This window comes from Paraburkholderia dipogonis (genome assembly GCF_046027395.1).
GTDB lineage: Bacteria > Pseudomonadota > Gammaproteobacteria > Burkholderiales > Burkholderiaceae > Paraburkholderia > Paraburkholderia dipogonis_A.
The window spans coordinates 188,744-215,092 of the sequence record NZ_JAQQEG010000002.1 but is presented as its reverse complement, the minus strand read 5'-3'; the positions used below and the strand labels follow the sequence as shown (position 1 = coordinate 215,092).

The window sequence follows — 26,349 nt, the reverse complement described above, 5'->3', positions numbered from 1 at the left end:
TATGGAAATCCGCCGGTCGAATGCGCTGCGGGCGGTGTCTTTCTACCAACGGAACATAGCGAAGCGGGACAGCTGATGTCAAGCAAATACTCGTGGCGGCTCCGGGCCCGCGGAAGCCGCCGTTTTTACGGTGAAACCTTGCCGTTCAAAGGTTTGCCCGCTGCATCCAAGGGCAAACCCGGAGCCCCTCATGAACTCTGATGACGACTTGTCAGGCAACTAGCCACCTTGCACACCTTGCGTATTCACATAGAGCGAATAGAGCCCGTGGCTTGCCGCCATGAACAATCGGTTGCGATGCCGCCCGCCGAAGCATACGTTCGCGCAGCGCTCCGGCAATGCAATGTGACCGAGCGGTTCGCCTTGCGGCGTGAAAACACGCACGCCGTCGAGTTCGTCCGTGCCCATGCCCCAGCCGCACCACAGATTGCCGTGAACGTCGACGCGAAAGCCGTCCGGCGTGCCTGGGCCCGCGTCGATCAGCACGCGGTTGTTCGACAGCGCGCCGCCGCTGCCCTCGACGTCGAATGCACGGATCTTGCGGCGCGGCTCGCCGCGCGATTCGACGATATACAGCACCGACTCGTCCGGCGAGAACGCCAGACCGTTGGGACCCAGCACGTCGTCGGCGACGACGGTGACTTCGCCGGATTGGCCGTCGACGCGGTACACGCACGCCGGCAGTTCCGACTCCTGCCGCTCGCCCTCATAGAAGCCGTCGATGCCGAAGGTCGGATCGCTGAACCAGATCGAGCCGTCCGATTTCACGATCACGTCGTTCGGCGAATTGAAGCGCTTGCCGCGATAGCGGTCGGCGAGCACGGTGATCGAGCCATCGTATTCGGTGCGCGTGACGCGGCGCGTCAGATGCTCGCAACTGACGAGGCGGCCCTGACGGTCGCGCGTATGGCCGTTGGCATTGTTCGACGACTGGCGAAACGTCGACACCGTGCCGCTCGGTTCGTCCCAGCGCAGGATGCGGTCGTTCGGAATGTCGCTCCACAGCAGATAGCGTCCGTCTCCGAACCAGACCGGACCTTCGGACCAGCGCGCGCCCTGATACAGACACTCGACGGAGGCGGAAGCCAGAATCAACGATTTGAAACGCGGATCGAGCACGCGGATGGAGGGATCAGGATAGCGTCGGCTGTTGTCGGTCATGCTGTTGATTTGAGGTTCATGGGTTGGGGTTGGATTGCGCGATTTCGTGCTCCAACGCGAGCAGCGCCCGCGTCGCGTGCTCGATCTTCGCATGATGCTCGGGCGGCGTCGAACTGAGCAGCGGCAAAATCGGCCCCATGTCGGCAAGCTTCGACAACGTGACGGCGTCGTGGAGCACGCGGATCAGCGAGATGTCGTCGCGCAAAGTTTCGAGCGGCTGGAACGCGTCGTAAAGACGTTGCGCGGTCTCGCGATCACCGGATTTGGCCGCTTGCAGCAAGGCCATGACCATGCGCGGCGCGATGCATCCTGAGCCGGTGGTCCATGCCGCGAGACCGAATTCGCACAGGTGCACGAGCGCCGGCCTTTCGCCCATGCCTGACACCCTGGCCGCAGGCACGTGCCGCAGAAGCCGGCGCAGATACGGATCGTCCGCCGGATTCGCGCGCACGATCGCGTATTCGACGGCGATCAGTGTGCCGCGATCGATCAGGCGCGCCAATGCGTCGACATCCACGTAATTCTCGCTTTTGATGACGTACAGCGTGAGCGGCATGCCCGCCGTGTCGGCAATGCGCGTGAGGCCCGCCTCGACGCCTTCGGACGTCGTGAAACCGCCGAACTGCAACACCATCGCCGTCCGGTAACGGGTTTGCGCGAGGATGCGCGCCTGATCCAACATTTTTCCGTAGTCCGGGCCGATTGCCGGGATCACGCGCGTGCCTCACCCGCGGCGTCGGCCAGCAAGGTCCAGCAAGTCCCGATATTCGCTGACAGCGATGTGATAGAGGTTCGCGTTGCCGCCATACAGCAAGGTACGCACACCGCCGCCCTCCATATGGCGGATCAGCGCGCGATTTTGCGGAGCGTCGAGCGTGTAATCGGCGCGGCGGGCGAGCGGCGCCACCGCCATGACCGAAGCGGCGAACTCGCCCTCGCGGATCGGGGATTCGTTCATGATGCCTCACACCGGGAGCGGGACAGCGTGGAGCGCTCAAGGTAGCATCGGGCTCGGAATGTTGTCAAACAACTAGGCGGCAAGCCCGGCTTCGCGAATTCATCGCGTGATCGCGAACGTTGCGAACTACGCGGCGTCGCTTTTGTATGACAATAGAGCTTGGGGCGTGCCGTTTTATGTCGTGGCACCCGCAGCCCGCAAACATTCAATATCGGCAATCAGTGCGATTTTGACTGAAATTTTGGCAGCGACCGCTAATTAGAATGCTTTCACAATAATGTTGCCAATGAATGGCATCAATACGGCTGCAACGAGAAAATTACCCACATTAACGATCAGTGCATGTTAATACGGTCAGAAAATCGGATACAAAGAGCGATTCATTCGCATTCTCACAAAACCGCCGCCGTCGCCATTCTGTTAGAAATCACTTCTGGCTTTGCGAAATAATTTTTAGTGATAGATTGTGAAGATAAAAACCACCGGACGGAATGCCGTACCGCAATTGACCGCAACGGGATGTTTGCGAGCCTGAGAGAGAAAAAATTGTCGCTACATTTTATCGAGCAGATGGCACCGCTACTGAACGCCGCCGACGAAGCGGAATGGTTCGGTGCAATCGCGGGCCTCGCCGAGACGTGGGGCTTCGACAGGCTTTTGATCGCCATGCTGCCGCGCCCGACCATTCGCCTGGAAGACGCGTACGTGCGCAGCACGTACGCGCCCACCTGGCGCCGTACTTATGATGAGCAGGGACTGGTTCACATCGATCCGACCGTCGCGCATTGCGCGACGCGCGCCACGCCGCTGATCTGGTCGCCGGACATTTTCACGACCGCGCCACAGCTTTCCATGTACGAAGAAGCTCGCGCGCACGGGTTGCGCGCCGGCGTGACATTGCCGATTCATGGACCGAATCAGGAAGCCGGCATGATGTGCTTCGTCAATGACAACAATCCCAACGACGAGTTCTGGCGCCACATCAACGTGGCATTGCCAAATCTGGTGTTATTGCGCGACCTTGTAATCGATACCAGCCAGCGGCATTTGAATACGCACGCTCAGACCTTACTGCCCAAGCTGACGCCGCGTGAACGCGAATGCCTGAAATGGACCGCACGCGGCAAATCCACCTGGGAAATCTCCCACATCCTGAACTGTTCGGAAGCCGTGGTGAACTTCCACATGAAGAACATCAGGACGAAATTCGGTGTGAATTCGCGGCGTGCGGCGGCCGTGATTGCAGCCCAGCTTGGGCTTATTGACCCGGGTTGAGCAAGGCGGCGGCGTCGCGGCTGTAGAGTACGCGCTCGGCGCGGCCCAGATCGGCGTCGGACACGGTTTTGGTGAAGTACAGGCCCAGCAGGATCGACACCGGCGCCGGGATTTCGGCACCCGACTCGAACCGGCTGCCGCGCGACTGCGTCACGCCGAAGCGGGCCCAGAAACGGCGTTGGCTCTCTTTTTTCTTTTTGCGGTAAGCAATGATCAGAACGCGGTCCACCGCCGTGGAAGGCTCCGCCGGGCGGGTTTGAAGGCCGGTTTGCGGTTGCCAATGATTTTCGAGGAGTTCCATTTTTCGGTCCTTTCGGTTGAGTGCGGTGCTTGTCTCGAATTTTGCGTTACCCGATAAGCATGCACACCTATCCAGGTAGGTAGGTGGCGGAAACATTCAAAATGCATAAGTTTTCTTGCGTATTGGGTACCCCAACACGTTCAGGAGAACGTCATGCAAACAGCAATCCGGATTGGAATGCGTCAGGAATTCGACAACGCCGACATTAACGAGATGTATCGCCTGCGCGCGCGGGTGTTTCACGGTCGGCTTGGGTGGGATATCCCGACCATCGCGGGCATGGAGATCGACGGCTATGACGCGCTCGGGCCGCATTACATGCTGATCCAGGCCGACGACGGCCAAGTGCGCGGCTGTTGGCGCCTGATGCCGACCGAGGGCCCCAACATGCTGAAGGACACGTTCCCGCAGTTGCTGCATGGCGCGGCGGCGCCGGCTGGGCGGCACATCTGGGAATTGAGCCGGTTCGCGATCGAAACCGGCGGCGAGGAGCAATCGTTCGGCTTTGCGGACCTGACCATGCAGGCGATTCACGAACTCGTGACGTTCGCCGACCAGATGGGCATCACGCGTTACGTCACCGTGACCACCACGCCGATTGAGCGGCTGCTGCGCAAGACCGGCATCGACATCAGCCGGCTCGGCTCGCCGTTGCAGATCGGCGTGGAGCGGGCGGTGGCGCTGGATATCGCCGTGAGTCCCAAGACCCGTACCGCGCTGTTCGGACCGATGGCCGCCGCTGCTTAGCTGCTTTACTTCGCCGCCGGTTCGCTGCCGCGAAAGCGGCAGGTTCTACGCCCTGTCGTACCCTGCGGGAATTACCGCGGCAGGTGGCCCGATGGCGCTGCGGCCCCGCCGCGCGGCAACAGCGCGCGGAAACTCAGGAGCCGAACATTCGTTCGAGCGCGTTCTCGAGATGCGCTCGCATGGCGCTTGCAGCGCCCGGCGCGTCCTTGCGGCGGATCGCCTCGAGCACAGCCCTATGCTCGGCCTGCACGAGCCGCTGCCGCGCCACCGTCTTCACCAGCGAAAGATTGCGCGACAGGTTCATGCTGAACAGGATCTGTTCCTCGATGAACGACATGACCGTGATGAAAAACGGGTTCTTCGACGCGCGCGCCACTGCAAGGTGGAACATGAAGTCGTCTTTCGCGCCGATTCCCTGGGTCTCGATGATCCGCTCCAACTGGTCCCAGGCGTGCTGGATGGCCGCGATGTCGTCGGCGTCGGCTTTGAGCGCCGCCTGCTCCGCCGCGCCCGCTTCTGTCACCATGCGAAATTCATAGCAGCGGCGGATGTCGGACAGCGTTTCGAGCGGCGCGAAGCGGCGCACGTCCGGATCCGGCCGCCGCGCGACCGTCGTGCCCGATCCGTGCCGCGTCATGATGATGCCGTCCGCCCGCAAGCGCGCCAAGGCTTCGCGCACCGTCGGCCTGGACGTCGCAAACCGCTCGGCCAGCGCATGCTCGGTCGGCAAGCGCTCGCCTTCCTTGTACTCGCCTTCGACAATGCGGTTGAGAATGTCGCCGTAGATCTTGTCGGGCAAGCCCGTCGTTTTGCGCTCGTTCATCAGCGGACTGAAGCAGCTTGTCTGAGTAGGCTGTAATTGTAAGGCAAACCCGGCCTTATCCTGGTCGCGGATATGCACTGCAAATTGGAGCGAAGTCCCGCCGATGCTTGCTCACCGGCGCTTACCGAACAGAATGACGCCATCGCAAAATTTGACAAGAGTTTGATTTACATCCAGGTCGAATGCGTGTTTTTCAGCGATCATTTAAGCTCGCATCAGCAATGAATCTTCATTGCGCCCAGCCGGTTGGAAACAGCTGCGGCATCCGGATCCTTCAGACGCGGAGTCGATATGTACACACGCATTCTCGTAGCGGTCGACGGCAGCAACACCTCCCGCCGTGCATTCGAAGCAGCGCTCGCGCTCGCCAAATCCAGCGGCGCGATCTTGCAGCCGTTCTATGTCGTCGAAAACACGCCGATGTATTTCGAAGCGCCCGGCTACGACCCATCCATCTTGCGTAACCGGCTCGTCGAAGAGGGCAAGGAACTCGGCGCCGAATTCGCCAACGCAATGACCGAGCAAGGCGTGAAGGGCGAGCTCGTGGTGGGCGAGGCATCCACGATCGACGATGTTTCGGTGGTCGTGCTCAAGGCCGCGGCCGATTTCAACGCCGACCTGCTGGTCATGGGCACACACGGACGGCGCGGTTTTCAGCGCCTGATTCTCGGCAGTGTCGCCGAGCGCTGCGTGCGGCAGGCGAGCTTGCCCGTGTTGTTGATCCCATCCGCCGCGGGCAAGTCCGGCGACGCGGATTGATGAGCGCCGCGCGGGGCGCAATGCGCGCTGTACTTCGGCGGCAGGTGCGCCAGGTTTGCCGATCTCCTTTCTGCCAAAGTGTGGGCAGGGTCTGCCTGTTCACACTCCATAGCAGTCCATACACAAATTCACCGACGCCGGTGTGACATTGCTCAACACGCCTGACTGCCCGAACGCGTCGTTTTGCCGCGAAGCGGGCAGCGTGGCCGGTGGGACAATCTGTCATTACCTTGACCACCGGCTGCAGAACATGCTCACTCCTATCGCTGTTACGCGCTCCGCCGGCACTGCCGATTCCGCAGCCTCTGTCGCAAGTTCATCGCCGGCGCGTGGCAGCCGCCGTGCGGCGCCGTCACGAGCAAGCGCACGCTCCGCCGCGCGCTGTTCGAGCTGCGCGATGCGGCAGCTCTGCATGCCCCAAGGTTTGTCGCCCGACGAACTGATGAAACTCGAAACGCTCATCTGTTCCGCGCGCTCCGTTCAGCGCGGCGAAGCGCTGTATCGCAGCGGCGACCGCTTCGACAGCATTTACGCCGTGCGCTCCGGTTCGATGAAAACCGTCATGGCGCACCGCGACGGCCGCGAACAGGTCACCGGTTTGCGGCTCGCCGGCGAAGCGCTCGGCCTCGACGGCATCAGCGACGATGTACACGCTTGCAGCGCGCTCGCCCTCGAAGACAGCACGGTTTGCATCGTCCCCTACACTGCGCTCAAGTCGCTGTGCCGAGAAATCAGTTCGATGCAGGAACGCATGCACAAACTGCTGGGCGAGCAGATCGTCCGCGAAGCCGCGCAGATGATGGTGCTCGGCTCGCTCTCGGCGGACGAGCGGGTCGCGGCATTCCTGCTCGACGTCTCCGAGCGCAATGCGCGGCGAGGCTATTCGTCGGCGGAATTCAATCTGCGCATGACGCGCGAGGACATGGGCAGCTACCTCGGCATGACGCTCGAAACCGTCAGCCGCACCCTGTCAAGATTTCAAAAGCGCGGCCTGATCGACACGCAGGGCAAGCACATCCGGATCGTCGATCTGGACGGCCTGCGGCAAGTCTAGGCGGCTCGCGGGAGCCCGGCCCTCGCCGCCGCGTCCCCGCCCACGTTCTTTTTCACGCGCTTTCGTCTTGGCATGGCTCCTGCGAGCGGGTACAGTCTTTAGTCCGTCCCCCGCAAGGAGACCCGGCGAATGAATCGCGACCCCGCCCCGCATCACCCGCTCGTCCAGCGGCTGATCGAAGCGCGTCAAGTGACTGACGCATTGTTTTCCATCGTCAAACCTGAGTTTCTGTATGAACGGCCGATCCGTGAACGCCACCGGATCGTGTTTTACATCGGCCATCTGGAAGCTTTCGATCGTAATCTTTTCGATCAACGTCTGTGCGACCTGCCGGCGTTCGATCCGCGCCTCGACCAGCTTTTTGCCTTCGGCATCGATCCCGTCGACGGTGGTTTTCCGACTGATCAACCCAGTGACTGGCCGTCGCTCGACATCGTTCGCGACTACGGCTTGCGCGCCCGCGAGCAGATCGACCGCGAGCTCGATGCGCTGACGCAAACCGCGCAACTCGGCCGCAACGGTGCGCAAGCCGAGGCCTCCGAGCAACTGCTGAACGTCGCGATCGAGCATCGGTTGATGCATGCTGAAACGCTGGCGTACATGCTCCATCAACTGCCGCTTGCGCAGAAGGTCACCGAATTGCGCGAGCCTGTCGTGACGCGCGCGGAACGGCGGGACGCGTTGTCGTCGATGGTCAGCGTACCGGCCGGCACGGCCGTGCTCGGCATGCCGCGCGACGGCGGCCGCTTCGGTTGGGACAACGAGTTCGGCGAATTGCGCGTCGATGTGCCCGCCTTCGAGATCGATCGCCATATGGTGACGAACGGTGCATTCCGTGAGTTCATCGAGGCAGGCGGCTATCGCGAACCGAAGTGGTGGTCGGAGAAGGATTGGGCGTGGAAGGAAGCCGAGCATATCGGGCATCCCGCGTGCTGGTCGCGACACGACGCACGCGGCGAAGATGGCGCATGGACGTTGCGCACCATGTTCGACGAAGTCCCGTTGCCGCTCGACTGGCCCGTGTACGTGAGTCACGCCGAAGCCAGCGCCTACGCGCGCTGGGCAGATAAAGCGTTACCCACCGAGGCGCAATGGCAACGTGCGGCACACGGCGCGCCACACGCCGCGTCCGGTAACTTCGACTTTCGTAGCTGGGATCCGCAACCGGTCGACGCGCATCCGGATAACGTCAGCGCGTTCGGTGTGGAAGGTCAATTCGGCAATGGTTGGGAATGGACCTCGACGGTGTTCGACGCGCTGCCCGGCTTCGAAGCCTTTCCGTTTTATCTCGGCTATTCAGCCAACTTTTTCGATGGCCAGCACTACGTGATCAAAGGCGGTTCGGCACGGACCGCGCAGTGCATGCTGCGGCCGGCTTTCCGGAATTGGTTTCAGCCGCATTATCAGTATGTGTATGCGGGGTTTCGGTGTGTGAGGTGATGGTAAATAAAGCATAAGTTGATCGAAGAACTCCGACTTATGCTTTGCTCCGCGGCAGATACAGCGCAGCCGGCGCCAGGGCAAGAGCGGCAAAATGAGCTGAAGTCCTACGTTGGGCCCAGCGCTATTCACAGTCACTCTAACCAGCGACGGAGTGCTTCCTCCAATCCGTCCATGCTGTTCTTCTCGCCGGCTCTAGCGATTCAGGCATCGGGACGAATCAGCATGGAAGGCCCTGTATCGACCATGACCCAACGTATCCCCCGCGTACTAGCTGCAGCGAGCCTGGAGAAGCCCGCTCGGTTGACGCGTCGAGAGAACGCCCGCGGTACGTCCGCAAGGCACTATAGTGAAGACTGCCTTCACTCCTTGGAAAGGGGTCTTCCATGATCGCGCGCAGACGTCGCACTGGGGCCAATTGGCTCTTGATCACTGCACTGCTGTATTTTTCAACCGCTCACGCCCAACTCGGCGGCCTTCTCAATCAAGGTGGAAACGGCGGGGCCGCTGGTGGACTTGGCAGCCTCGGCAGTTTAGGCAGCGGGTTGTCGCTGCAGTCGCTAACATCCAGCAGCACTGGCAACGTCGCTGGCGTGCTCGAATTTTGTGTCAAGAACAACTACCTTGGCGGCAACGCGTCATCGGTCAAAGACGGACTCATGAGCAAGCTGCCGGGCGGTTCATCGTCGAGCGACAGCGGGTACACCGACGGTGCCAAGGGCATCCTGAATAGCGGTGACGGGAAGCAGGTTGACCTGAGCGGCGGAGGTTTGAAAGAGCAGATCACGAAACAGGTCTGCGACAAGATTCTCGCTCAAGGGAAATCTCTATTGTAGGCAGGTGATGGCCCGCGCCGGGCCTCATGCAATCCGTGCAGGCGGGCGGCATTGCAATTTCAGACGTGAGCGTCTCGTCGCAACAGACGCCTCTGTTGCCCCTCACAGCGCAATCCGTATCGCCAACGGCCGCCTCGGCTGCCGTCACACTTAAGCGCCTTATGTGGAAAGGTAACAATCACCACAGGTGCGAACGACGACATTACAATTGCCTTTCTATCATCTGTGATCGGAGGCCAGCTATGGTTCTAATTCACCGTGGCGCAGCGATTCAGGCATCGACCGTAAGGCATGGCAATACATTCGTAGCTCGGGCCTGCATTCTTAAAGAAGACGGTGAATCTGTCTCATTGGGTGACCTTGGTCAGTTCGCAAGCCGGAACTGCGCATATGAGTTCGCCGTGCGCTGTGCAAGCGCTTTTGTAGATGGCGTGCCCATGCCCCGGTCCCCTTTCAGTCGATCATCGGAACGGGAGGAAAAACAGCAATAGCAGCATCCGGAAAACGCGTGCGACACGGTTGACGGTTGCCTCCGGGCAAATTGCACGTCAATGCGAAATGCGGAAACAGAAACAACCAAACCGAGGAAACGTGATGTACAAACCAGTGTTAAGCCGTTTTCAGTACACCCGCAAGCATGGCAAGCGACGCACATACGACGTCACAGTCAACCTCGTGCAAAAAGCCTCCGGTGTTTGCGCGTACGCGGCATGGGTGCATTTCGAAGCCGAATTCAAAGGTTCGGGGTTAATGCTCCCACTCATTGCCAACACACGTGATGCCGCCGTAAGAGAGGCACAGATGCGTATCCAGAAGGACATTGACGATTTGATCGGTATCGTAGAGTAAAAGCGTTTCAGAGCCGCCGCCCTTACGGTGCTCGCCACGATCGGGCGACGGACACTTGCTGATTCAACGGCGACCGGCGCGAACTCGAGCCACCCATACGATGTCGATCATGCCTCGCCCTCGGACCACTCCGGGCTATAGCCGCCCAGAGTCGGGTGATACATCTCGTCGCCGGAATGCTGGGTGAACTCGACATTGAGGCGGTCTTCGCGCAGTCCGAGAATCTCAATGCAATCGCGGCATAGTGCTTTGGCCACTTCCAGCCGTAATTCGGCCGACCGCCCGCGGCGAATGTCGCACATTAGCACCGACACTGGAACGGGCTCGCCGTTTACCATGCGCCACACGCCGCCATCGCCGGTTTCCCGAATGGCAATGCTGATGCGCCGGATATCGACACTCATCATGTTCGAATAGGTCTCGCAAAGCTGGCGGGCGAGGCGCTTCTTGTCGTCGGTCGCGTATTGGCCGTTGACGTCGAGTTGCAGGTACGGCATCGGATGGTTCCTTGAAATTGAGTTGAAGACACACGTCGATCAACGCGCTTCAGCACGGCTTGCGAAAGAGGGAAAGAGCGACTCGATGGCGTGGGCAACCTTAAGCAATGCCCAGTCGCCACCACGGCGGCCCACCAGCATCAAGCCCACCGGTGCGTCGCCCGGACGATGAATCGGCAGCGAGATCGCGCAACGATCCAGAAAGTTGAACGGAGCGGAGTTGCGCAACAGACGAGTCCGGATGGCATCCTCGGCATTCGCGCACTCATCAAAGGTAGGCGCCACGATCGCAACCGTCGGCATGACCAGCGCGTCGTAGTGTTTCGTCGCGTGGTCAAAGGCTTCGATCAACTGTTGACGGCGCTCCAGCATCGCAATGTAATCGCTCGCCTGAATCCGCAGCCCGGTCTCGATGCGCGCCCTGATGCGCGGGTCGTAGTCCTGCGCCCTGCGCCGCAGTAGTTCTCGATGCCAGCTCAATGCTTCAGCCGGCTGGATCACGCCGTTTCCGTTTAGCGCGTGCACGGCGGCGAGCGCCGGGAATGACTCCGTGCTGAGCGCCGCGCCCGCTTGCGAAATGGCGCTGCATGCCAGCTCGAACACGCTTGCAATCTCCGCGTCGAGATCGTCTAGCACGACTTCTCGCGGTATCGCCAGTCTCAACCCCTTCACCCCCAGGTCGAGCGGCTGCGCGGCCTGGCCTGCGATCACCGCGTAGACCTCCGCGCAATCGGCGACGGTATGAGCCATCGGTCCGATCGAATCGAGCGTGGTGGACAGCGGAATCGCCCCGCGCAACGGCACGGTGCATTGAGTCGGCTTGAATCCGACGATGCCGCAAAGCGCCGCCGGCACCCGAATCGAACCTACCGTGTCCGAACCGATCGCAGCGGTTGCCATGTCGTCGGCGACCGAAACCGCGGCGCCCGACGACGAGCCGCCAGGAATCCGCTTGCGGTCCCACGGATTACCCGGCGTACCGAAGTGCGAGTTGAGACCCACCACCGAAAACGCAAACTGCGTCATGTTGGTTCTGCCAACCAGCACCGCGCCGGCGGCCTTCAGTCGCTGCACCACCGGAGCGTCTGAACTTGCGGCAGGCGCGTCGTCCAGCGCGATAGATCCGGCACGCGTAACCTCGCCTTTGACGTCCAGCAGGTCCTTGATCGACACCGGCACGCCGGCAAGCCGCGAGGCCCTGTAACCTGCCTTCAACAGACTGTCCTGCGCAGCGGCCACCTGACGCGCCTGCTGGTCCCACACCTTGATGAAGACGCGCTGCCCTTCCCCTTGCGGGTCGGCAATGCGCTCCAGACACGCGTCCACGCGCGCTGCGCTGGTAACGCCCCCGGCCTCGGTCTGCGCGGACTGCTGTGCAATGGTCAGCCGGGGTCCACCGGCTGCGAGCGATGACGCAGGGGCCGGCATGATGACATGGTTCAAGTTCAAGCTCCTTCAGTATGTCTAACATAATTAATAGCCGTTTTCACGAAATCCCTTCGGCAACGGCGTATCCAAAGCGCTTTTGCGCCGACGCCGTCAAACCCCGAGCAACTCCTGCAGCAACTGTTGATCGTCGAATAGTTCACTTCTCGATACCTGACGCACCACCGTGCCGCGATCCATCACATAAGCCCGGCTTGCCAGCCCAAGACAAAAATCGAGGTCCTGTTCCGCCACGAGGATCGCCAGCGCACGCTCGCGATTGAGCCGTTTCAGTATCTCCGCGATTTCTTCGACGATTGACGGCTGAACACCCTCGGTCGGTTCGTCCAGGATCAGGAGTTTCGGCCGTGTTGCCAGCGCCCGCGCGATCGCCAGCACCTGCTGCTGGCCGCCGCTCAGTGAACCGGCCAGCGCATGGGCTTTCTGCCGCAGCATCGGAAATTCGGTGAGCATCTCCTCGACCATATCGGCACGCGACAAGCCGAACGCAGCGGCAACCGCCGCGATATTCTCGACCACGGACAGACGCGGAAACACGTAGCGCCCTTGGGGCACGTAGCCGAGCCCGGCCCTCGCGCGAACGGACGGCTCGTGCGGCAGTCGCACGCCACCCAGTTCGACATGTCCGGCCACCCGTTCCAGAAGCCCCATTGAGTACTTCATCAGCGTTGTCTTGCCGGCTCCGTTGCGGCCCAGAAGGGCGACGACTTCCGCAGCCTCGACCTGGATCGAGGCGCCGCGCAGGATGATCGTCTGCTGATAGCCGCCGCGCGCGTCAGAAATGGCGAACATGCTTTCTTCTCCCCAAGTAGATATCGAGAATGCGCTCGTCCTGTCGAAGCGTGTCGATGTCGCCTTCGGCAAACACTTGTCCTTGATGCAACACAGTCACGTTCGCATTCAGCGTCTTGATGAATTCCATGTCATGTTCGACCACGACGACTGCGATCGACTCCGACAGGATGCGGATCAACGCGGAGAGTTCGCGTCGATCTGCGCCGGTCATGCCGGCAGCGGGTTCATCGAGGAAAATGACTTTCGGCGACAGGCATAGCACCATGCCGATATCCAGCCATTGCTGCTGGCCGTGCGAGAGGTCACCCGCTAGCCGTTCGGCGTGCGACATCATGGCGAGCATGGTCAGCATTTTTTCGGTGACCTCGTCAGCACGAGCTTTTTCGCGCGTCGCACTATAGGCCGCGATCCAGAGGTTGGCACGCACGGTCAATTCGCTGAACACCTGCGGAGCCTGCAACTTGATCCCCACGCCTTCACGGATCCGCTCGAAGGTTTTTGCCCGCGTGATATCCCGCCCAGCGAGCGTGATGCGTCCCTGGTCAACGGGAAACACACCCGTACAACACCGCAAATAGGAGCTTTTGCCGGCGCCGTTCGGGCCGATCAGGCAGCGCACCCGGCCAGCGGTGAAGCTTTGCGTAATGCCCCCAACCGGTACGACGCCGCCGAAGCGCGTGACTATGGCATGCGTCTCGAGCAATACCGGCCGCACGCTGGCGGCGCCGCTTTTCATCAGTTGCGCCAGCAACGCAGCATCGATCCGCACGGACTGCTCGCTTGCGTCCCCTTTGCCGGCCTGCGCACCTATGCTGGGCGCCGCTGCGCGACGCCGCCTCAGCGCGCCGAGCAGGCCGCCGCGCATGAACAGCACGAGGCCGATCAGCGCCGCGCCCATCACCAGTGTCGTTTGGCCACCCGCGGTGCCGCCCCCAAGCCAGAACGACAGTCCACCGATCGCCAGCGCCCCGACGAACGGGCCGGCCAGCGTGCCGATGCCGCCCACCAGAACGTAGATCGGCACGAGCAGGGCTTCCTGCACGCTAAAAATCGAAGGGCTCAGGTAAGTCGCCCATCCGCCGTAGAGCGCGCCGGCAAGCCCCGCGATCGACCCCGACAGACAGAAGGCGGTGAGTTGATACCGGCGCACGTCATAACCGAGCAGTTCGGCTTTTTGCTCGTTTAGACGTACACAGTCGATCACCATGCCGAACGGCGAGCGCATGATCCACTGCACCGCCAGATAAACGACCAGCGCAATAGCCAGCACGCCGACGAATATCGCCCGCGCGGACGGTAACAACGCATTGCCGGCAAATGCAATCGAGGGAATGTTCGACATGCCGTTGTCGCCGCCAAGCACCGCCTGGCCGACCGTAGCGTTGAGCGAAACGGTCCCGGTCCACATCAGTAGACCCAACGTGTACGTGAGGATCGTTCCTTGCAGCGTACCCATGCGTCCATAGAAGATAATCCAGCCGATCAGTGCGGCCGCCAGTGCTCCGGACGCTGCCCCGGCAGGCAGCGCCCAAAGAAGAATGCTGGGATTGTCGCCGCCAAGGTTGATCGCGGCCAGGCTGCCCAGATAACCGCCAATTCCATAAAATGCTGTTTGACCGAGGCTGAGGAAACCCATACGTCCCCAGACAATATCGAGGCTCAGACCCAGCAACCCAAAGATGAGCCACGAGGTCGCCACGTTGGCGAAATACGGCGCGAAAAACATCGAACCTGTCGCCACCGCACCGCCGACGAGAACCACCCGACACCACCACGACCTACTCCAGACCCGCAACCAGTTACCTTCGATCAGCCGCGAACTGGTGTGAAGAGTGCTTGAATCGAAATTCATCTTTTACACCTTAGAGTTTGAGGCGCCAGTGTTCGGAAATGCCCTTGGGAAACATGCGCAAAATGGCCATCGTGGAGCAGAAGAACAGCAGGTCGCCGACCACGCCCGACCAGTAACTCGACGCGAGGCCCGCCGCCGCGCCGAGACCTCCGGCCGAAGCGAGCGTGCCGGCCAGGGTAACGGGGCCGCCCACTACCACGGCGAGAAATGCTTTAACAGTGAAACTGAAACCCATACTGGGCGTAGCGGGAATCGAGGGCAGCAGGATCGCACCCGCGAAGCCCGCAAGGCCGGCGCCCAGCGCGAATGTCGCGGTGTTCAGGCGCCTGACTTCGATACCCAAGGCACTCGCCGTGGCACGGTCCTGGATCGCAGCGCGCGCCATCAGGCCGTACCCCGTGCGCGTCAGCAGTAGGTACGATGCGGCGAACAAGACCGTCGCCGCACCGATCAGAAAGAGCGAATAAGTCGCCACGGCATAGCCGCCGATGCTCACGTTCGACATCGGCAAGCCGATGCCGGGCGTGACCGCTCCGAACAGCACCACCGCGAGCTGATAAAGGACAAGGCTAAGTCCCCATGTCGCAAGCATGGTGTCCAGCAGTCGCCCGTATAAGCGGCGTACGATCAGCCGTTCGACGACCGCGCCGAACAACGCGGTCGCCAACGCGGCCACCAGCACCGCGACGAAAAACGGCAGGCCGGCCCTGAACGAGAACAGCGCGCAATAGGCACCGATCATGATGAATTCGCCGTGCGCCAGATTGACCACGCCCATCAGCCCGAATACCACCGCCAGTCCCAGAGTCGCAATCAACAGGATCGAGGCGCTCGATAGCGCCATTACCACCGCGTGCAACAGATATCCCGTGTCCATGTCTCGTCTCCTCGTGCTCAGGAACCAGTCGATGTGAATTGGGTCGCCGTGCGCGGGTTCTTTAGCAGGTCGCACTTCTCATCTTCGTAAGACGGTGCCACGGACGGATACACTGCGATTACATCGAAGCCGCGCGCACGATTGCCCCGCGCGAGAAAGATGTTCTGCTTCAGATGATGCGAGCGGGCCTGCAGCGTGGCGAGGCCGTTCGGTGCGTCAAAGCTCAGGTTGCTCTCCAGCGCTTGCCGGACCTTGCCGGGTTCCACGCTGTTTGCCTTGTTGGCCGCGGCCGCCCAGAGATGGACTGCATCCCAGACGTCGGCGGCGGCTTCCACGATCGGCTCCGTGGTGCCATAGGCCGCCTGCCACTTCGCCTTGAAGGCCCTGTTTTGTGGTGTGTCGATGCCGTCGAGATAAGAGAGCGAGACAACGATGCCGTCGCTGGCGTCAGGCGAGACGACCACCTGTTGATTGCCGGAACCGAAGTTGGTCGACACGACGCCGATCTTTTTCTTCAGACCTGCTGCCGCGAACTGCTCAAGAAAGCCCGTCTGGTTCGCGCCAACCGGCAGCGCGAATACGAAATCGGGGCGCGCTGCTTCGATCTTCTGAATCGTCGAAGAGAAATCAGTCACCGTGAGCGGAATAAAGTCAGCGCCGACGACTTCCGCGCCGAACTCCTTTGCATAAGCGCGTACCCAGGCGGCGGAAATCGTGCCGAAGTTAAAGTCGGCCGCCATGATGTAAATCCGCTTGCCGTACCGCTCGATGGACCATTTGATCAACACTTTCAACTGCTGCGACGCAGAAGGACCGGTGATAAATGTATTGCCATCGCACACGCCGCCTTCGTAAAGCGACGAATAGAAGTACAGCGTATCGCTGCGCCGTGCGACCGGACGGATCGCTTCGCGTGAAGAACTCGTGAGCCCTGCAAAAAGCGCCGCGATATGGTCGCGCATGATCATCGTGTTCGCGTATTGGGTGTACTTGCTCTGCTCGGATTGCGCGTCGCTTTCCACGATCTGCACCGGTTGGCCGAGGACACCTCCGCGGCTGTTGATGTCGGCGACGGCAAGATGCAGGGCCTCCCTTTGCTGGATGCCGTAGATGTTCAAGCCGCCAGTCAAGTCAAAGATCGAGCCAATCCGGATCGGCTCGGCAGCATGAGCCGCAGCCCCCATGCCGGCAGCTATCGCCAGACCAAAAAGACAGCGCGCGAGCGCACTCCTCCATCGCTTCAAGCCTGCGTAGTCGTAGTAAGGCTTTTTTCTTTCTCTCAAATCGTCGGCCACCCATGCGGTGGAAGGCGGATTAGGTTCGGTACGGTAGTGGTCGGTCATGGCCTTCTCCCGGAAACGAGCAGTGAGGATTGGAAGGATTGCGAGGAGGATCGCATCGCAGTTTCAAAATGAAACTATTATCATCGTAGGCATGATGGTTTAAAATTGCAACTGGAGAAAACAGGTAAAGAGCCGAAACCGCTCTAGACTAGTGAATACCCGAGGTGAGAGCCTGCTCATACGGGTTGCGCAGGCCACGCATCCAACCCGAAGGTCGGACCAATACGCGTATGCTGCTGCCCGCGCGGTGCAAAGCATTCGCAGGTGATGAACGGAGAAAAAAAGTATGGCTAAGCGAAGGAGCCTGAGAAGCGACGACTGCCCGATGGCGCGGGCACTCGACGTGGTTGGCGACCAGTGGTCGCTGCTTATCGTGCGCGACGCATTCGACGGCATGCGCCGTTTCGGCGAATTTCAGGCAAGCCTGGGGATTGCCCGCAACATTTTGACGGAACGCTTGCGTAGTCTGGTCGCCGAAGGGATTCTCGAGCTGGCGCCGGCGTCGGACGGCACCCCGTTTCAGGAATATGTGCTCACTCCAAAGGGCGAGGGCTTATTTGCCGTGGTGGTCGGCTTGCGTCAATGGGGCGAAGACCACTTGTTCGCCAAAGGCGAGCGCCATTCGAAGATGATCGAGCGAAAGAGCGGGCGGCCGATTCAGCGAATGGTGTTGCGCTCGGCCGACGGTCAACCTGTTGCGTCTTCGGAAACTTACGTGAAGAAGTTGCGGGCTAAAACTACTGTGGCTAGCTAAGCCCAGTCGTAGCAAGTTTCGAAATCCGGGTCACGCCGTCGCCCGGCAGTGCGGTTCGCGCACAGCGCCAATCTGAATTTCTCCCCTCCTCCATGTTACGGGCCGCCATCAATGCAGTGGCGGCCCGTCTCCACCCTTTGTCAAACGATCCCGTAACTATCGCTGCAAACGCATCGCTCACTACGACATCTCACTAGTTGCAAATTGAAACTTCAACTGCTAACCTGACTCGAGTTTCATTTTGCAACCATCCGGGCAAGCAACAGACCCGGACCATCAGAGAGAGGCGAACCATGACTGATTCAAACCATATCCCCATCACAGCGGCAGAACCGCAAGCCGGCGACGAACTGCGCGCCAGCCCGGTAAAGGTCGCTGTCGTGCAGTTCGACCCGCAAGTGGGCGTCGAAAACCTCGAATCGAATGCGGCCTCCGTACGCCAGCGGTTGACCGCCGCTGTCAACGCTGGTGCGCAGTTGATCGTGTTGCCGGAACTGGCGACCACTGGCTACTGCTTTACGGGCCGGGAAGAAGCGTACGCACACGCGCAAGCAGTGCCGGGTGGGCAAACCGTCTCAGAGTGGGAGAAGTTCGCCGCCCGGCATAACGTGTTCATCGTCGGCTGCCTGGTCGAACAGGATGGTCTTCAGTTGTTCGATACTGCGGTGCTGGTCGGACCCGAGGGGTATATCGGCCGCTACCGCAAGACGCATCTTTGGAACAATGAGAAGCTGTGGTTCACGCCAGGCAATGAAGGCTATTCGGTGTTCGAAACGCGCATTGGCCGGATCGGGCTGCTGGTATGCTGGGACATCTGGTTCCCGGAAAACGCGCGTATCGTCGCGCAGATGGGCGCGGACATTATCTGTATTCCGACCAATTGGGTGTGGACGCCGCCGCCGCTTTATGATGAAAGTGGCGTTTGCATGGCGGCCTATCTGACCATAGCGGCAGCACACTCCAACAACGTGTTCATCGCCACGGCGGATCGGGTCGGTGTGGAGCGTGGTGCCGGATTCATGGGCAATTCGATTATCGCCAGCACTAATGGCTGGCCGATCGGCCGGATCGCAGGTCCGGATGAAGACACCATTCTCTACGCCGATATCGACCTGACCAAAACTCGCACCGCTCCAATCTGGAATCAGAACAACGATTTGCACCGTGACCGCCGGACGGATCTTTACGATCAGATGCTGGGCTACATCGGCGCCAAGCCGCACCCACGGTAAGTGACATCGACGGTACGCATTCGAACGATGGCGCCGGAGGCCAGGCTGCCTTCGTTCGGAACCGCGCGCTGCACGAACACCGTCCTGACCGGCGCCTGGGATCTTCATGCGTTTAGGCCGAAGCTGACCCGCGACACCCCGCGGCATAAGCTCGTCAACACGGTTGAGGCCTTTAATAAGGCCGCATCATGTTGTCTACGCACGAGCAACCATCGTTCCTCGGCACGAGCCCCGGATGCAACGACAAGCACGGTCTGCAGCGGGCGATGGTCACCATCCCGCTAGCGGTCAGACCGCTGGAGCGGGAGACACCTCCACATAACAGCGAATCAGACACCGGTGCCGCGAACCACCCCAATCAGCCTGAGAACAAACGCGACGCCGGTAAACACAAAACCCACCACGCAGACGCCGGTCCAGCCAGCCAACGACCATGCCACGCCCGAACACATCGCACCCAACGCGCCGCCGACAAAAAATACGCCGACAAACAGCCCGTTGAGCCGTCCGCGCGCGGCGGGATTCATCAGGTTGATCGCGCGGCGGCCTAACGTCTGGTCGGTGACCACGCCGGCATCGAGCGCGGCCGCGCCCGCGACCAGCAGCGTAACCGCCAGCACCGGATGGTTGCCAATCGGGAAGCCGGCCCAGCCAGCACCTGCTACGCCGATGACCACTAGAGCGACGAGCATGATCAGATGGCCTGCTATCAGCGCCGTGCGACCGGCCCCACGGTCGCCCGCACGGCCCGCGAGCGGCGTCACGATCGCGCCCGCCGCGCCCGCGAGCGCGAATAGCGCAATGCCATTCATATCGAAGCTGAACGGCGGCTGCGCAAGTCGCAAGCCGATCGCGGTCCAGAACGCGCTGAACGCACCCATCACCAACGCCGCCGATGCCGCGTTTCGCTGCAACACCGGCTCGGTTCGCAGCAAGGTCCACAACGAGCGCAGCAACGCCGGGTAGCGCGTAGCGGCAACCGGCAGGCGCGCGGGCAGCTTCATGTAGAGAACGACTGCGAGCAGCACGTCGATCAACGCGGCAAGGCCGTAGAAGGCACGCCAGCCGACCGCCCCGGCGATCACGCTCGCGGCCGGGCGCGACAATAGAATGCCGAACATCAGACCGCTCATCACGTTGCCGACGGCCCTCCCACGGTGGCTTTCCGATGCCATCGACGCCGCCATCGGCACCAGCATCTGAATCACGCTGGATGCCGCGCCGGCCAGGAATACGGCGAGCAGAAACACGCCTCGCGAATCAGTGATCATCGCGATGGCGAGAAAACCGGCGCAGCACGCGAGCGTCCGAACGATCAAACGGCGGTTCTCCAGCAAATCGCACAACGGCACCAGCAGCACCAGCCCAGCCGCGTAGCCGAGTTGCGGAAGCATGGCGACGAGGCCCGCTAATTCAGGGGCAAGGTGCAGACTGCGGCCGATCGCGCCGGTCAACGGTTGCGCGGCAAACAGATTCATCACGATCACGCCCACCGCGGTTGCAAAGAACAGGGTGAGCCACGGAGTGAGTTGCTGCCGGCTGTCGGCCTCCTGCGTCGCGACAACGCCAGCGGGATTTTCGGCGGATGAGTTCATCGAATGGAGTTCTCAGGACGGATATGAAAAAGCCATCCTAATGAGCTGCTCAATATGCGACAATTGAAATATGTTGATAATGATTATGCGAGTTCAATTTGAATACGCGCGATCTGGAAGCGTTCGTTGCTGTCGTCGAAAGCGGGTCGATGGTGCGTGCCGCTGAAAAACTTCACCTCACGCAGCCTGGCCTGACACGGCGGGTGCAAAACCTCGAAAGCACATTGGATGCGGAACTGCTCGATCGTCAGAGCAAGCCGCTCAAACCGACTGCGGCAGGCAACGAGGTCTACGCGCTCGCGCGCACCGTGCTGCGCGCAGTGGACGATCTGTTGTCGGTTGCGTCGCCTGAAAGCGAGCCTGCCGGCGAGTTGAGAATCGGCATGCCGCCGTTTCTTGCCGAGGTCGCGCTGGAAAAACCAGTCGATCTCCTGCGCAGCGGTTTTCCGCGACTGACGCTGCGCGTCACGGCGGGTTGGTCGCCAGGTCTCGTGCAGAGTGTTGAACGCGCGTCGCTCGATGCATCGATCGTGCTGATGCCGTCCAGCTTTTCGCCACCGTCAACGTTGCACGCTACGCCGCTCGCATTCCTGCCGACTGTGATCGTGGCGGCGCGCTCTCTTGGTCTGCCCGATGAGCCAATGACGCTGGCGGCGCTGGCGCAGCGCGAGTGGATCCTGAATCAGGATGGCTGCGGAATGCGCTCGGCACTCAGACAGGCGCTGGAGGCCGCGGGGCTGCCCTTCAATGTCGCCGTCGAAGCGTTTGGTTCCGACCTGCAGCTGTCGCTGGTTGCGCGCGGCATCGGCATTGGACTCGTCACGCCGGATCTGCTGGAACGCTCGGTGCATCGCGCGGCGCTCAGGATCGTCGAGACGACGGACTTTCGCGGGAGCATCGACGTATGGTTCATTCATGGATCGCTCCCCGGCCGGCTCATGCGGCCCGTCGATCTGCTGCGCCGTTCACTGACCGAGGTGCTGGCCGAAAGCGGACTGGCGATGTACGGGGAGCGTGCCGACCCTGCATCGATAAGAGCCCGGACATAGGTGAGCGCGTCGCCTTTGGCGATCCTTCTGTGCAGAGGGACTGCTCTTGCAGCACGCAAGTGACAGCGCCCTCCGCCTGGCAGCGTCACGCGCTGGCCGGTTTCGCCTGCGCTCGCGATTGCAGCCAGGTGATCAACGTTGCGAACAGAACCGGCAGGGTCGCGATCGCCGTAAGCTGGCCGGCAGCGCCCCATTTCATGACCGCAGCGCCGAGTGCGCCTGACAGCGAAATCGCCAGGTACAGCACGGACTGGTACAACGAGGTCAGCAAGGACAGCTTACCGTTTGGCGCGTGAGAAATCAGTTGATGCTGCTGCGGCGTCGTCAGCGAAAAAGAGAAGACACCCGACAGCGCCACAGCAAGAATTGCGAGCGGCAGTGAAGCTCGCAATAGTGGCACCAGCAGCAAAATCGCAGCGAGACCCAGTGAGCCGCCGATGATCACCGGCAGCGGCCCAAGGCGATCAGAAAGCCGGCCGGCCAGCAGATTGCCCGCGGTTCCGGCCACGCCGAACACGAGCAGAAGCATGCCGAGAACTTGCGGCTGTGCATGCGTCAGCGGCGCATAGACCACGCTGATATACGTGTACGGAATGTAGGCGCCGGTGAATACCAGCAGCGTGCGCAAAAGATCGATCAGCACACGGTGATTGCGCAGTGGCGAAAGACGCTCGGCGAAACTTGAACCACCCGCTTCGCGGAAGTCCGGCAGACGCGCAAGAATCACCGCACCAGCAAGTATGCCTAGCGCGGTGACGAGCCACATCGTCATACGCCAGTCGAACCAGTTGCTGATCGCCGTGCCCAGCGGCGCGCCCAGAATCAGCGAGGACGTGAGCCCCAGCATCACTCGCGCGATTGCGCCACCGCGATTCTTCGGACCGGCGAACGCGGCGGCTGTCGCACTCGCCGTCGCGGTAAATAGCCCCGCACCCGCGGCGGCGACCACACGTGAGAGCAACACGAGCGCGAAATTCGGCGCGACCGCCGTAATCGCGTTGCCCAGCGCGAACACAGATAACGCGACGACGAGCGCCGAGCGGCGCGACCACCCCGAGGTCAGCGTGCCGAGAATCGGTGCGGCAATCGCATACGCAAGCGAAAAGACCGTGACGAGTTGCCCGGCCGACGCTGTGCTGACTTGCAGCGTCGACGCAATTGAAGGCAGCACGCCGGCAATCACAAACGCGTCCGTGCCGACGGCGAAGGTGCCGAGCGCGAGTTGCAGGGAATAGATCCGCCAGTGCGGTGAAGGCAGGGTGACGCCAGCTTGCTCCATGATTTCTCCGAGGTTAATCGTATATTACGATGTTCATCGTAATATACGATGGATGTTAGACTCTGACAACCTGCAACAGTCAAATGAGTCAATGCATGGAAGAAACGTGGCTGCCTCAACCCGATCTGGACAATATCGACGTCTGCACCGTACTTGGCGCGCTGGCGGATCCCGTGCGTCTGCGCATTGCGCGCGAGTTGCGGGCGCGAGGCGAAGCGATCTGCTCGGGACTCGATTTGCCGGTCAAAGTGTCGACGGTGTCGCATCACATGACGCAGTTGCGACTCGCCGGCGTCGTGTCGACGCGTCTGGTGGGCACGGCGCGGCCGAGCCGGCTGCGCGAGGCGGATCTCGAACAGCGGTTTCCGGGTTTGCTCGACGCGATTCTGAACGCGGCGCCAGGCGCATAACTACCGGGCGATCGCGGGACTTCGTCACATTCAATGCAGCATCGCCTTCGGCGATCGCCGGCGAACAGGCTCTAGCGCGCCAGTCTCGCTTCCCGGTATTGCGCAAAGTCCTGGCGGTCCACCAGACATTCAGCGATCTGCACCGCATTCAGCGCCGCGCCTTTGCGAATGTTGTCCGCGACGACCCAGATCTGCAGCCCGTTCTCGACGGTATGATCGCGGCGAATCCGCGAGACGAACACGTCGTCGGTGCCCATGACGTCGAGCGGTGTCGCATATCCCCCTGCGACCGGCTCATCGACGACTCGTACGCCGGGTGCATGCGCCAGCAATTGCCGCGCTTCGGCAGCCGTGAGCGGCTTTTCCAACTCGATGCTGATCGCCTCCGTATGGCACACGAACGTTGAAACACGCGCGCAAGTCGCGGCGACTGGAATGGGCGAGCCGAAGATCTTTTGCGTCTCCACTTCCATCTTCCATTCTTCGCGAGTGCGCCCGTCCTCCATAAAGGTATCGATGTGAGGTACGACGTTGAACGTGATCGGCTTATCTTCGCCGGCCTCGAGCGAAGCCTTGGCGTGTTTCACCAGCGAGCGCACGTCGATCCCCGCGGGATCCCATGGCCCGGTAAGACGCTCCAGCATCGCACGGCCGCCGCCCGAAGCCGATTGATACGTCGAGACGACGATCCGCTTGATATGCGCGGCATCATGCAAAGGCTTCAGCGCGATCACCAGTTGAATGGTCGAACAATTGGCCACCGGCAGGATTCTGTTTCGAGCCCATTCGTCAAGTTTCTCCGGATTCACTTCGGGAACGATGAGCGGCGCATCGGGATCCATCCGGAAGGCCGAGCTATTGTCGATCACCACGCAACCTGCCGCTGCTGCCTGCGGACTGATCGTTTTCGAATTCGCCGACCCGGTCGAAAGAAGCAGCAGATCGATTTCACTGAAATCAACGGTCGCCATGTCGCGCACCGCGTAGCTTTCTCCATTGAACTGCACCCGCTTTCCAGTCGAGGCGCTGGATGCCAGCGGAATAAATTTCCCGACCGGGAAGTGGCGCTGCTCGAGCACCCTGATCATTTCGCCGCCGACATTGCCGGTGGCACCTCCTACCGCGACGCGATACATACCGCACTCCCATCAGCCAAAAAATATGCGCAAGAAAAAACGAGCGCCCGATTCGACGCGCTCCCTGTGCGTATGATTGTGGCTTTACATTTCATCGTCAGCTACGCGGCCAGTAGCTGATCAACTGTACGTATGGCGCACAGATCGATTCCTTCTCTTCCTCCTCTCGAATGCCTGGTCGCCGCGTTGACTGCCGCGCGCTGCGGCTCTTTCACTGCCGCTGCGGAAGAACTGAATGTCAGTCACGCCGCCATCAGCCGACGCGTGGCGGGCGCCGAGGCGTGGGCGGCAGTGACACTGTTCGAGCGCGTCGGGCGAGGTGTGCGGCTGACGCCCGACGGACAGCGCATGCTTGGCCGCATAGAACATGCGTTCGCGATCATCGACGAGACTGCGGACTTGTGGCGCAAACCCAGGCGACGCTCGCTGGTTATCGCAACTACCGCGTCATTTGCGCAGATCTGGCTGCTGCCACGTCTCGCTCTGCTCGAACGCGCAATCGCGCCTTTGCGCATTGAATTACTGACCGGTCAGCAAAACGTCAACCTCGCGGCACAAGAAGCGGACATTGCGATCCGCTACGGCCGAGGCGGTTGGAAAACGGCCTACGAGAAACCGCTATTCCAACAGGAGACGCTGGTACCTGTCGTCTCGCGCCACCATTTCCCGGAGGTTGAACAACATCGGTCGAGCGGGACAATGGCACAGTTGCCGCTTCTTCATAACGGCGACTCGGCAGGATGGCGCGCGTGGTTTGGCGCGCACCAACTCCACTTCCGAAACAAGGCAGCCGATCGGATCTACGGCGACTATGTGTTGACTTTGACTGCGGCTGCGGAAGGCCTTGGTGTGGCAATGCTGAGCAAACCCACTGGCGCGCCGCGAGCGCTGCACGGACAGTTGGTGGAAATCGACGTTCGGTCTGCCACTTCCCCGCTCGCCTATTACGTTCTCGCCGATGCTTCGGCTACCGACAGCGCGGTGAGCGCCTGTCTTGCCGCTCTGCACGAGATGGCTGCGCAAACCGATGGATGACGCGCGGCGAATCTGAGCACCGCACACCATTTAGTGCCTCACGGAACGCAATGCCGCTCTGCCAGCAGATGCAGAAACGCTCGGTTGGCGTTCGGTGCGAATCCGGCTACGCCGTTGCCTCAGCCATCGATTGATACGCCCTCGCGCTCAAACGTGCGCCGCACGGCCGGCCGCGCGACCACCCGCTCGCTGACGGCTGTCCACGCGGGATAATGGCGGCGCATGTCGAGGCCGATGCGGTTCCCCCAGCGGTAAAACACCAGCATGAACGGTTCGACCATGCTGTAGCCACACGGTACGGCCCACAGCCGGCCGTCGGCGAAATGACGTTCGATGTCCTCGAAGCTATCGATTATCGTGCGCCTCCCGCTGGCGCGGATACCGTCAAAGTGTGCGGTTTCAGCGCTGAAGCGCCCCGGTCGCCAGATCCCGCCGAAGCCCACACCATGAACCCAGTCCGCAAGCCATGCGAGCCATTCGTGGCAGCGCGCCTCATCGAGCGCGTTCGTCGTCGGCAACAGGCCGCCTTCGGGATGCCGACGGCCGAGGTACGTCAGGATCGCGGGCAACTCGGTGAGCACGCCAGCCTCACCGGGAATGCCGAGCGCCGGCACACGGGCTTTGGGGTTGATCGCCGTGTAGGACGCACTATGCGTCGCGCCCTCGGCGACGAGGACACGTTCGAGTTGGACATCGACGCCCAGTTCGTTGAGCACGATATGCACGGCCATCGAACAGGCGCCTGGGGAGTAGTAAAGTCGATAGGTCATGACGGCAGTCTATTGACCATGCGCATCGACCACAAACGATTATTTGTGAGGATCACGCATTAGTGATATTAATGCC

Annotated in this window: 27 protein-coding genes; 12 read left to right on the top strand and 15 right to left on the bottom strand. The window is 61.2% G+C overall.

The window, feature by feature from the left end; all coding sequences use genetic code 11:
• Window positions 1–219 precede the first annotated feature (219 nt).
• From PQR32_RS03275 to PQR32_RS03265, 3 genes are read right to left on the bottom strand one after another with little or no spacing between them, the layout of a single operon-like run.
• Complete coding sequence (locus tag PQR32_RS03275) at window positions 220–1,161, bottom strand: SMP-30/gluconolactonase/LRE family protein (protein WP_408222211.1); 942 nt, start codon at window positions 1,159–1,161, stop codon at window positions 220–222.
• A 16-nt stretch (window positions 1,162–1,177) separates the two neighbouring features.
• Window positions 1,178–1,876 carry a dihydrodipicolinate synthase family protein gene (locus tag PQR32_RS03270; protein WP_408222209.1) on the bottom strand — a complete coding sequence of 233 codons (699 nt, stop codon included), beginning with the start codon at window positions 1,874–1,876 and terminating at the stop codon, window positions 1,178–1,180.
• Between the two features lie 9 nt (window positions 1,877–1,885).
• Complete coding sequence (locus PQR32_RS03265; RefSeq protein WP_408222207.1) at window positions 1,886–2,119, bottom strand: hypothetical protein; 234 nt, start codon at window positions 2,117–2,119, stop codon at window positions 1,886–1,888.
• Between the two features lie 570 nt (window positions 2,120–2,689).
• On the opposite strand from PQR32_RS03265, the gene PQR32_RS03260 reads away from it, so the two are divergent.
• Complete coding sequence (locus PQR32_RS03260) at window positions 2,690–3,394, top strand: helix-turn-helix transcriptional regulator (protein WP_408222453.1); 705 nt, start codon at window positions 2,690–2,692, stop codon at window positions 3,392–3,394.
• Here the strand turns inward: PQR32_RS03260 and PQR32_RS03255 are convergent.
• Complete coding sequence (locus PQR32_RS03255; RefSeq protein ID WP_106276804.1) at window positions 3,378–3,695, bottom strand: helix-turn-helix domain-containing protein; 318 nt, start codon at window positions 3,693–3,695, stop codon at window positions 3,378–3,380. The two genes, PQR32_RS03260 and PQR32_RS03255, sit on opposite strands and share 17 nt — an antisense overlap.
• A 153-nt stretch (window positions 3,696–3,848) precedes the next feature.
• Here PQR32_RS03255 and PQR32_RS03250 point away from each other — a divergent pair, with 153 nt between their 5' ends.
• Window positions 3,849–4,442: an acyl-homoserine-lactone synthase gene (locus PQR32_RS03250; RefSeq protein WP_408222205.1), complete on the top strand. Its 594-nt coding sequence runs from the start codon at window positions 3,849–3,851 to the stop codon at window positions 4,440–4,442.
• 133 nt (window positions 4,443–4,575) lie between these two features.
• Here PQR32_RS03250 and PQR32_RS03245 read toward each other — a convergent pair whose 3' ends face one another.
• A complete protein-coding gene (locus tag PQR32_RS03245; RefSeq protein WP_408222203.1) occupies window positions 4,576–5,265 on the bottom strand; it encodes a FadR/GntR family transcriptional regulator in 690 nt (229 codons plus the stop codon).
• Window positions 5,266–5,556: 291 nt separating this feature from the next.
• On the opposite strand from PQR32_RS03245, the gene PQR32_RS03240 reads away from it, so the two are divergent.
• From PQR32_RS03240 to PQR32_RS03220, 5 genes are all read left to right on the top strand, one after another.
• Window positions 5,557–6,024: a universal stress protein gene (locus tag PQR32_RS03240; RefSeq protein WP_408222201.1), complete on the top strand. Its 468-nt coding sequence runs from the start codon at window positions 5,557–5,559 to the stop codon at window positions 6,022–6,024.
• Window positions 6,025–6,274: 250 nt separating this feature from the next.
• Window positions 6,275–7,078 carry a fumarate/nitrate reduction transcriptional regulator Fnr gene (gene fnr / locus PQR32_RS03235; protein WP_408222199.1) on the top strand — a complete coding sequence of 268 codons (804 nt, stop codon included), beginning with the start codon at window positions 6,275–6,277 and terminating at the stop codon, window positions 7,076–7,078.
• 129 nt (window positions 7,079–7,207) lie between these two features.
• The gene (locus PQR32_RS03230; RefSeq protein ID WP_408222197.1) at window positions 7,208–8,518 is read left to right on the top strand and encodes an SUMF1/EgtB/PvdO family nonheme iron enzyme; all 1,311 of its coding nucleotides are present in this window, start codon (window positions 7,208–7,210) and stop codon (window positions 8,516–8,518) included.
• A gap of 386 nt (window positions 8,519–8,904) precedes the next feature.
• A complete protein-coding gene (locus tag PQR32_RS03225; RefSeq protein ID WP_408222195.1) occupies window positions 8,905–9,354 on the top strand; it encodes a DUF2501 domain-containing protein in 450 nt (149 codons plus the stop codon).
• A 594-nt stretch (window positions 9,355–9,948) separates the two neighbouring features.
• Window positions 9,949–10,203, top strand: a complete 255-nt coding sequence (locus PQR32_RS03220; RefSeq protein ID WP_408222193.1) for a hypothetical protein — start codon at window positions 9,949–9,951, stop codon at window positions 10,201–10,203.
• Between the two features lie 107 nt (window positions 10,204–10,310).
• Here PQR32_RS03220 and PQR32_RS03215 read toward each other — a convergent pair whose 3' ends face one another.
• From PQR32_RS03215 to PQR32_RS03190, 6 genes are all read right to left on the bottom strand, one after another.
• Window positions 10,311–10,700: a tautomerase gene (locus PQR32_RS03215; RefSeq protein ID WP_408222191.1), complete on the bottom strand. Its 390-nt coding sequence runs from the start codon at window positions 10,698–10,700 to the stop codon at window positions 10,311–10,313.
• A gap of 39 nt (window positions 10,701–10,739) precedes the next feature.
• The gene (locus tag PQR32_RS03210; protein WP_408222189.1) at window positions 10,740–12,143 is read right to left on the bottom strand and encodes an amidase; all 1,404 of its coding nucleotides are present in this window, start codon (window positions 12,141–12,143) and stop codon (window positions 10,740–10,742) included.
• Between the two features lie 96 nt (window positions 12,144–12,239).
• On the bottom strand, window positions 12,240–12,938 hold the full coding sequence (locus PQR32_RS03205; RefSeq protein WP_408222187.1) for an ABC transporter ATP-binding protein: 699 nt from the start codon (window positions 12,936–12,938) through the stop codon (window positions 12,240–12,242).
• Window positions 12,922–14,793 (bottom strand): ABC transporter permease subunit, encoded by a 1,872-nt coding sequence (locus PQR32_RS03200; RefSeq protein ID WP_408222185.1) that lies wholly within the window; start codon window positions 14,791–14,793, stop codon window positions 12,922–12,924. Before PQR32_RS03200 ends, PQR32_RS03205 begins: the two co-directional genes overlap by 17 nt.
• A gap of 10 nt (window positions 14,794–14,803) precedes the next feature.
• On the bottom strand, window positions 14,804–15,670 hold the full coding sequence (locus tag PQR32_RS03195) for a branched-chain amino acid ABC transporter permease (RefSeq protein WP_408222183.1): 867 nt from the start codon (window positions 15,668–15,670) through the stop codon (window positions 14,804–14,806).
• 17 nt (window positions 15,671–15,687) lie between these two features.
• Window positions 15,688–17,013 (bottom strand): urea ABC transporter substrate-binding protein, encoded by a 1,326-nt coding sequence (locus PQR32_RS03190; protein WP_408222181.1) that lies wholly within the window; start codon window positions 17,011–17,013, stop codon window positions 15,688–15,690.
• 286 nt (window positions 17,014–17,299) lie between these two features.
• On the opposite strand from PQR32_RS03190, the gene PQR32_RS03185 reads away from it, so the two are divergent.
• Together PQR32_RS03185 and PQR32_RS03180 are read left to right on the top strand one after the other, a co-directional pair.
• Window positions 17,300–17,767 (top strand): winged helix-turn-helix transcriptional regulator, encoded by a 468-nt coding sequence (locus PQR32_RS03185; protein ID WP_408222179.1) that lies wholly within the window; start codon window positions 17,300–17,302, stop codon window positions 17,765–17,767.
• Window positions 17,768–17,964: 197 nt separating this feature from the next.
• Complete coding sequence (locus tag PQR32_RS03180; protein WP_408222177.1) at window positions 17,965–18,999, top strand: nitrilase family protein; 1,035 nt, start codon at window positions 17,965–17,967, stop codon at window positions 18,997–18,999.
• A gap of 329 nt (window positions 19,000–19,328) precedes the next feature.
• Here PQR32_RS03180 and PQR32_RS03175 read toward each other — a convergent pair whose 3' ends face one another.
• A complete protein-coding gene (locus tag PQR32_RS03175) occupies window positions 19,329–20,594 on the bottom strand; it encodes an MFS transporter (protein WP_408222175.1) in 1,266 nt (421 codons plus the stop codon).
• Window positions 20,595–20,692: 98 nt separating this feature from the next.
• Here PQR32_RS03175 and PQR32_RS03170 point away from each other — a divergent pair, with 98 nt between their 5' ends.
• Window positions 20,693–21,643, top strand: a complete 951-nt coding sequence (locus PQR32_RS03170; protein ID WP_408222173.1) for a LysR family transcriptional regulator — start codon at window positions 20,693–20,695, stop codon at window positions 21,641–21,643.
• Window positions 21,644–21,728: 85 nt separating this feature from the next.
• On the opposite strand, the gene PQR32_RS03165 is transcribed toward PQR32_RS03170, so the two are convergent.
• Entirely contained in the window at window positions 21,729–22,922 is a 1,194-nt protein-coding gene (locus PQR32_RS03165; protein ID WP_408222171.1) for an MFS transporter, read from the bottom strand.
• A 95-nt stretch (window positions 22,923–23,017) separates the two neighbouring features.
• Between PQR32_RS03165 and PQR32_RS03160 the strand changes: the two genes are divergently transcribed.
• Window positions 23,018–23,332: an ArsR/SmtB family transcription factor gene (locus PQR32_RS03160; protein WP_408222169.1), complete on the top strand. Its 315-nt coding sequence runs from the start codon at window positions 23,018–23,020 to the stop codon at window positions 23,330–23,332.
• A gap of 71 nt (window positions 23,333–23,403) precedes the next feature.
• Here PQR32_RS03160 and PQR32_RS03155 read toward each other — a convergent pair whose 3' ends face one another.
• Complete coding sequence (locus PQR32_RS03155; protein WP_408222167.1) at window positions 23,404–24,468, bottom strand: aspartate-semialdehyde dehydrogenase; 1,065 nt, start codon at window positions 24,466–24,468, stop codon at window positions 23,404–23,406.
• Between the two features lie 132 nt (window positions 24,469–24,600).
• Between PQR32_RS03155 and PQR32_RS03150 the strand changes: the two genes are divergently transcribed.
• Entirely contained in the window at window positions 24,601–25,503 is a 903-nt protein-coding gene (locus tag PQR32_RS03150) for a LysR substrate-binding domain-containing protein (protein ID WP_408222165.1), read from the top strand.
• Between the two features lie 119 nt (window positions 25,504–25,622).
• Here the strand turns inward: PQR32_RS03150 and PQR32_RS03145 are convergent, their stop codons facing one another.
• A complete protein-coding gene (locus PQR32_RS03145; protein ID WP_408222163.1) occupies window positions 25,623–26,273 on the bottom strand; it encodes a glutathione S-transferase family protein in 651 nt (216 codons plus the stop codon).
• Between the last annotated feature and the right edge of the window lie 76 nt (window positions 26,274–26,349).

Coding starts and splice junctions, on each gene's coding strand:
- PQR32_RS03275 (WP_408222211.1), bottom strand. CDS start 1,161: ATGACCGACAACAGCCGACGCTATCCTGATCCCTCCATCCGCGTGCTC.
- PQR32_RS03265 (WP_408222207.1), bottom strand. CDS start 2,119: ATGAACGAATCCCCGATCCGCGAGGGCGAGTTCGCCGCTTCGGTCATG.
- PQR32_RS03260 (WP_408222453.1), top strand. CDS start 2,690: ATGGCACCGCTACTGAACGCCGCCGACGAAGCGGAATGGTTCGGTGCA.
- PQR32_RS03255 (WP_106276804.1), bottom strand. CDS start 3,695: ATGGAACTCCTCGAAAATCATTGGCAACCGCAAACCGGCCTTCAAACC.
- PQR32_RS03250 (WP_408222205.1), top strand. CDS start 3,849: ATGCAAACAGCAATCCGGATTGGAATGCGTCAGGAATTCGACAACGCC.
- PQR32_RS03245 (WP_408222203.1), bottom strand. CDS start 5,265: ATGAACGAGCGCAAAACGACGGGCTTGCCCGACAAGATCTACGGCGAC.
- PQR32_RS03240 (WP_408222201.1), top strand. CDS start 5,557: ATGTACACACGCATTCTCGTAGCGGTCGACGGCAGCAACACCTCCCGC.
- fnr (WP_408222199.1), top strand. CDS start 6,275: ATGCTCACTCCTATCGCTGTTACGCGCTCCGCCGGCACTGCCGATTCC.
- PQR32_RS03230 (WP_408222197.1), top strand. CDS start 7,208: ATGAATCGCGACCCCGCCCCGCATCACCCGCTCGTCCAGCGGCTGATC.
- PQR32_RS03225 (WP_408222195.1), top strand. CDS start 8,905: ATGATCGCGCGCAGACGTCGCACTGGGGCCAATTGGCTCTTGATCACT.
- PQR32_RS03220 (WP_408222193.1), top strand. CDS start 9,949: ATGTACAAACCAGTGTTAAGCCGTTTTCAGTACACCCGCAAGCATGGC.
- PQR32_RS03215 (WP_408222191.1), bottom strand. CDS start 10,700: ATGCCGTACCTGCAACTCGACGTCAACGGCCAATACGCGACCGACGAC.
- PQR32_RS03205 (WP_408222187.1), bottom strand. CDS start 12,938: ATGTTCGCCATTTCTGACGCGCGCGGCGGCTATCAGCAGACGATCATC.
- PQR32_RS03200 (WP_408222185.1), bottom strand. CDS start 14,793: ATGAATTTCGATTCAAGCACTCTTCACACCAGTTCGCGGCTGATCGAA.
- PQR32_RS03195 (WP_408222183.1), bottom strand. CDS start 15,670: ATGGACACGGGATATCTGTTGCACGCGGTGGTAATGGCGCTATCGAGC.
- PQR32_RS03190 (WP_408222181.1), bottom strand. CDS start 17,013: ATGACCGACCACTACCGTACCGAACCTAATCCGCCTTCCACCGCATGG.
- PQR32_RS03185 (WP_408222179.1), top strand. CDS start 17,300: ATGGCTAAGCGAAGGAGCCTGAGAAGCGACGACTGCCCGATGGCGCGG.
- PQR32_RS03175 (WP_408222175.1), bottom strand. CDS start 20,594: ATGAACTCATCCGCCGAAAATCCCGCTGGCGTTGTCGCGACGCAGGAG.
- PQR32_RS03165 (WP_408222171.1), bottom strand. CDS start 22,922: ATGGAGCAAGCTGGCGTCACCCTGCCTTCACCGCACTGGCGGATCTAT.
- PQR32_RS03160 (WP_408222169.1), top strand. CDS start 23,018: ATGGAAGAAACGTGGCTGCCTCAACCCGATCTGGACAATATCGACGTC.
- PQR32_RS03155 (WP_408222167.1), bottom strand. CDS start 24,468: ATGTATCGCGTCGCGGTAGGAGGTGCCACCGGCAATGTCGGCGGCGAA.
- PQR32_RS03150 (WP_408222165.1), top strand. CDS start 24,601: ATGGCGCACAGATCGATTCCTTCTCTTCCTCCTCTCGAATGCCTGGTC.
- PQR32_RS03145 (WP_408222163.1), bottom strand. CDS start 26,273: ATGACCTATCGACTTTACTACTCCCCAGGCGCCTGTTCGATGGCCGTG.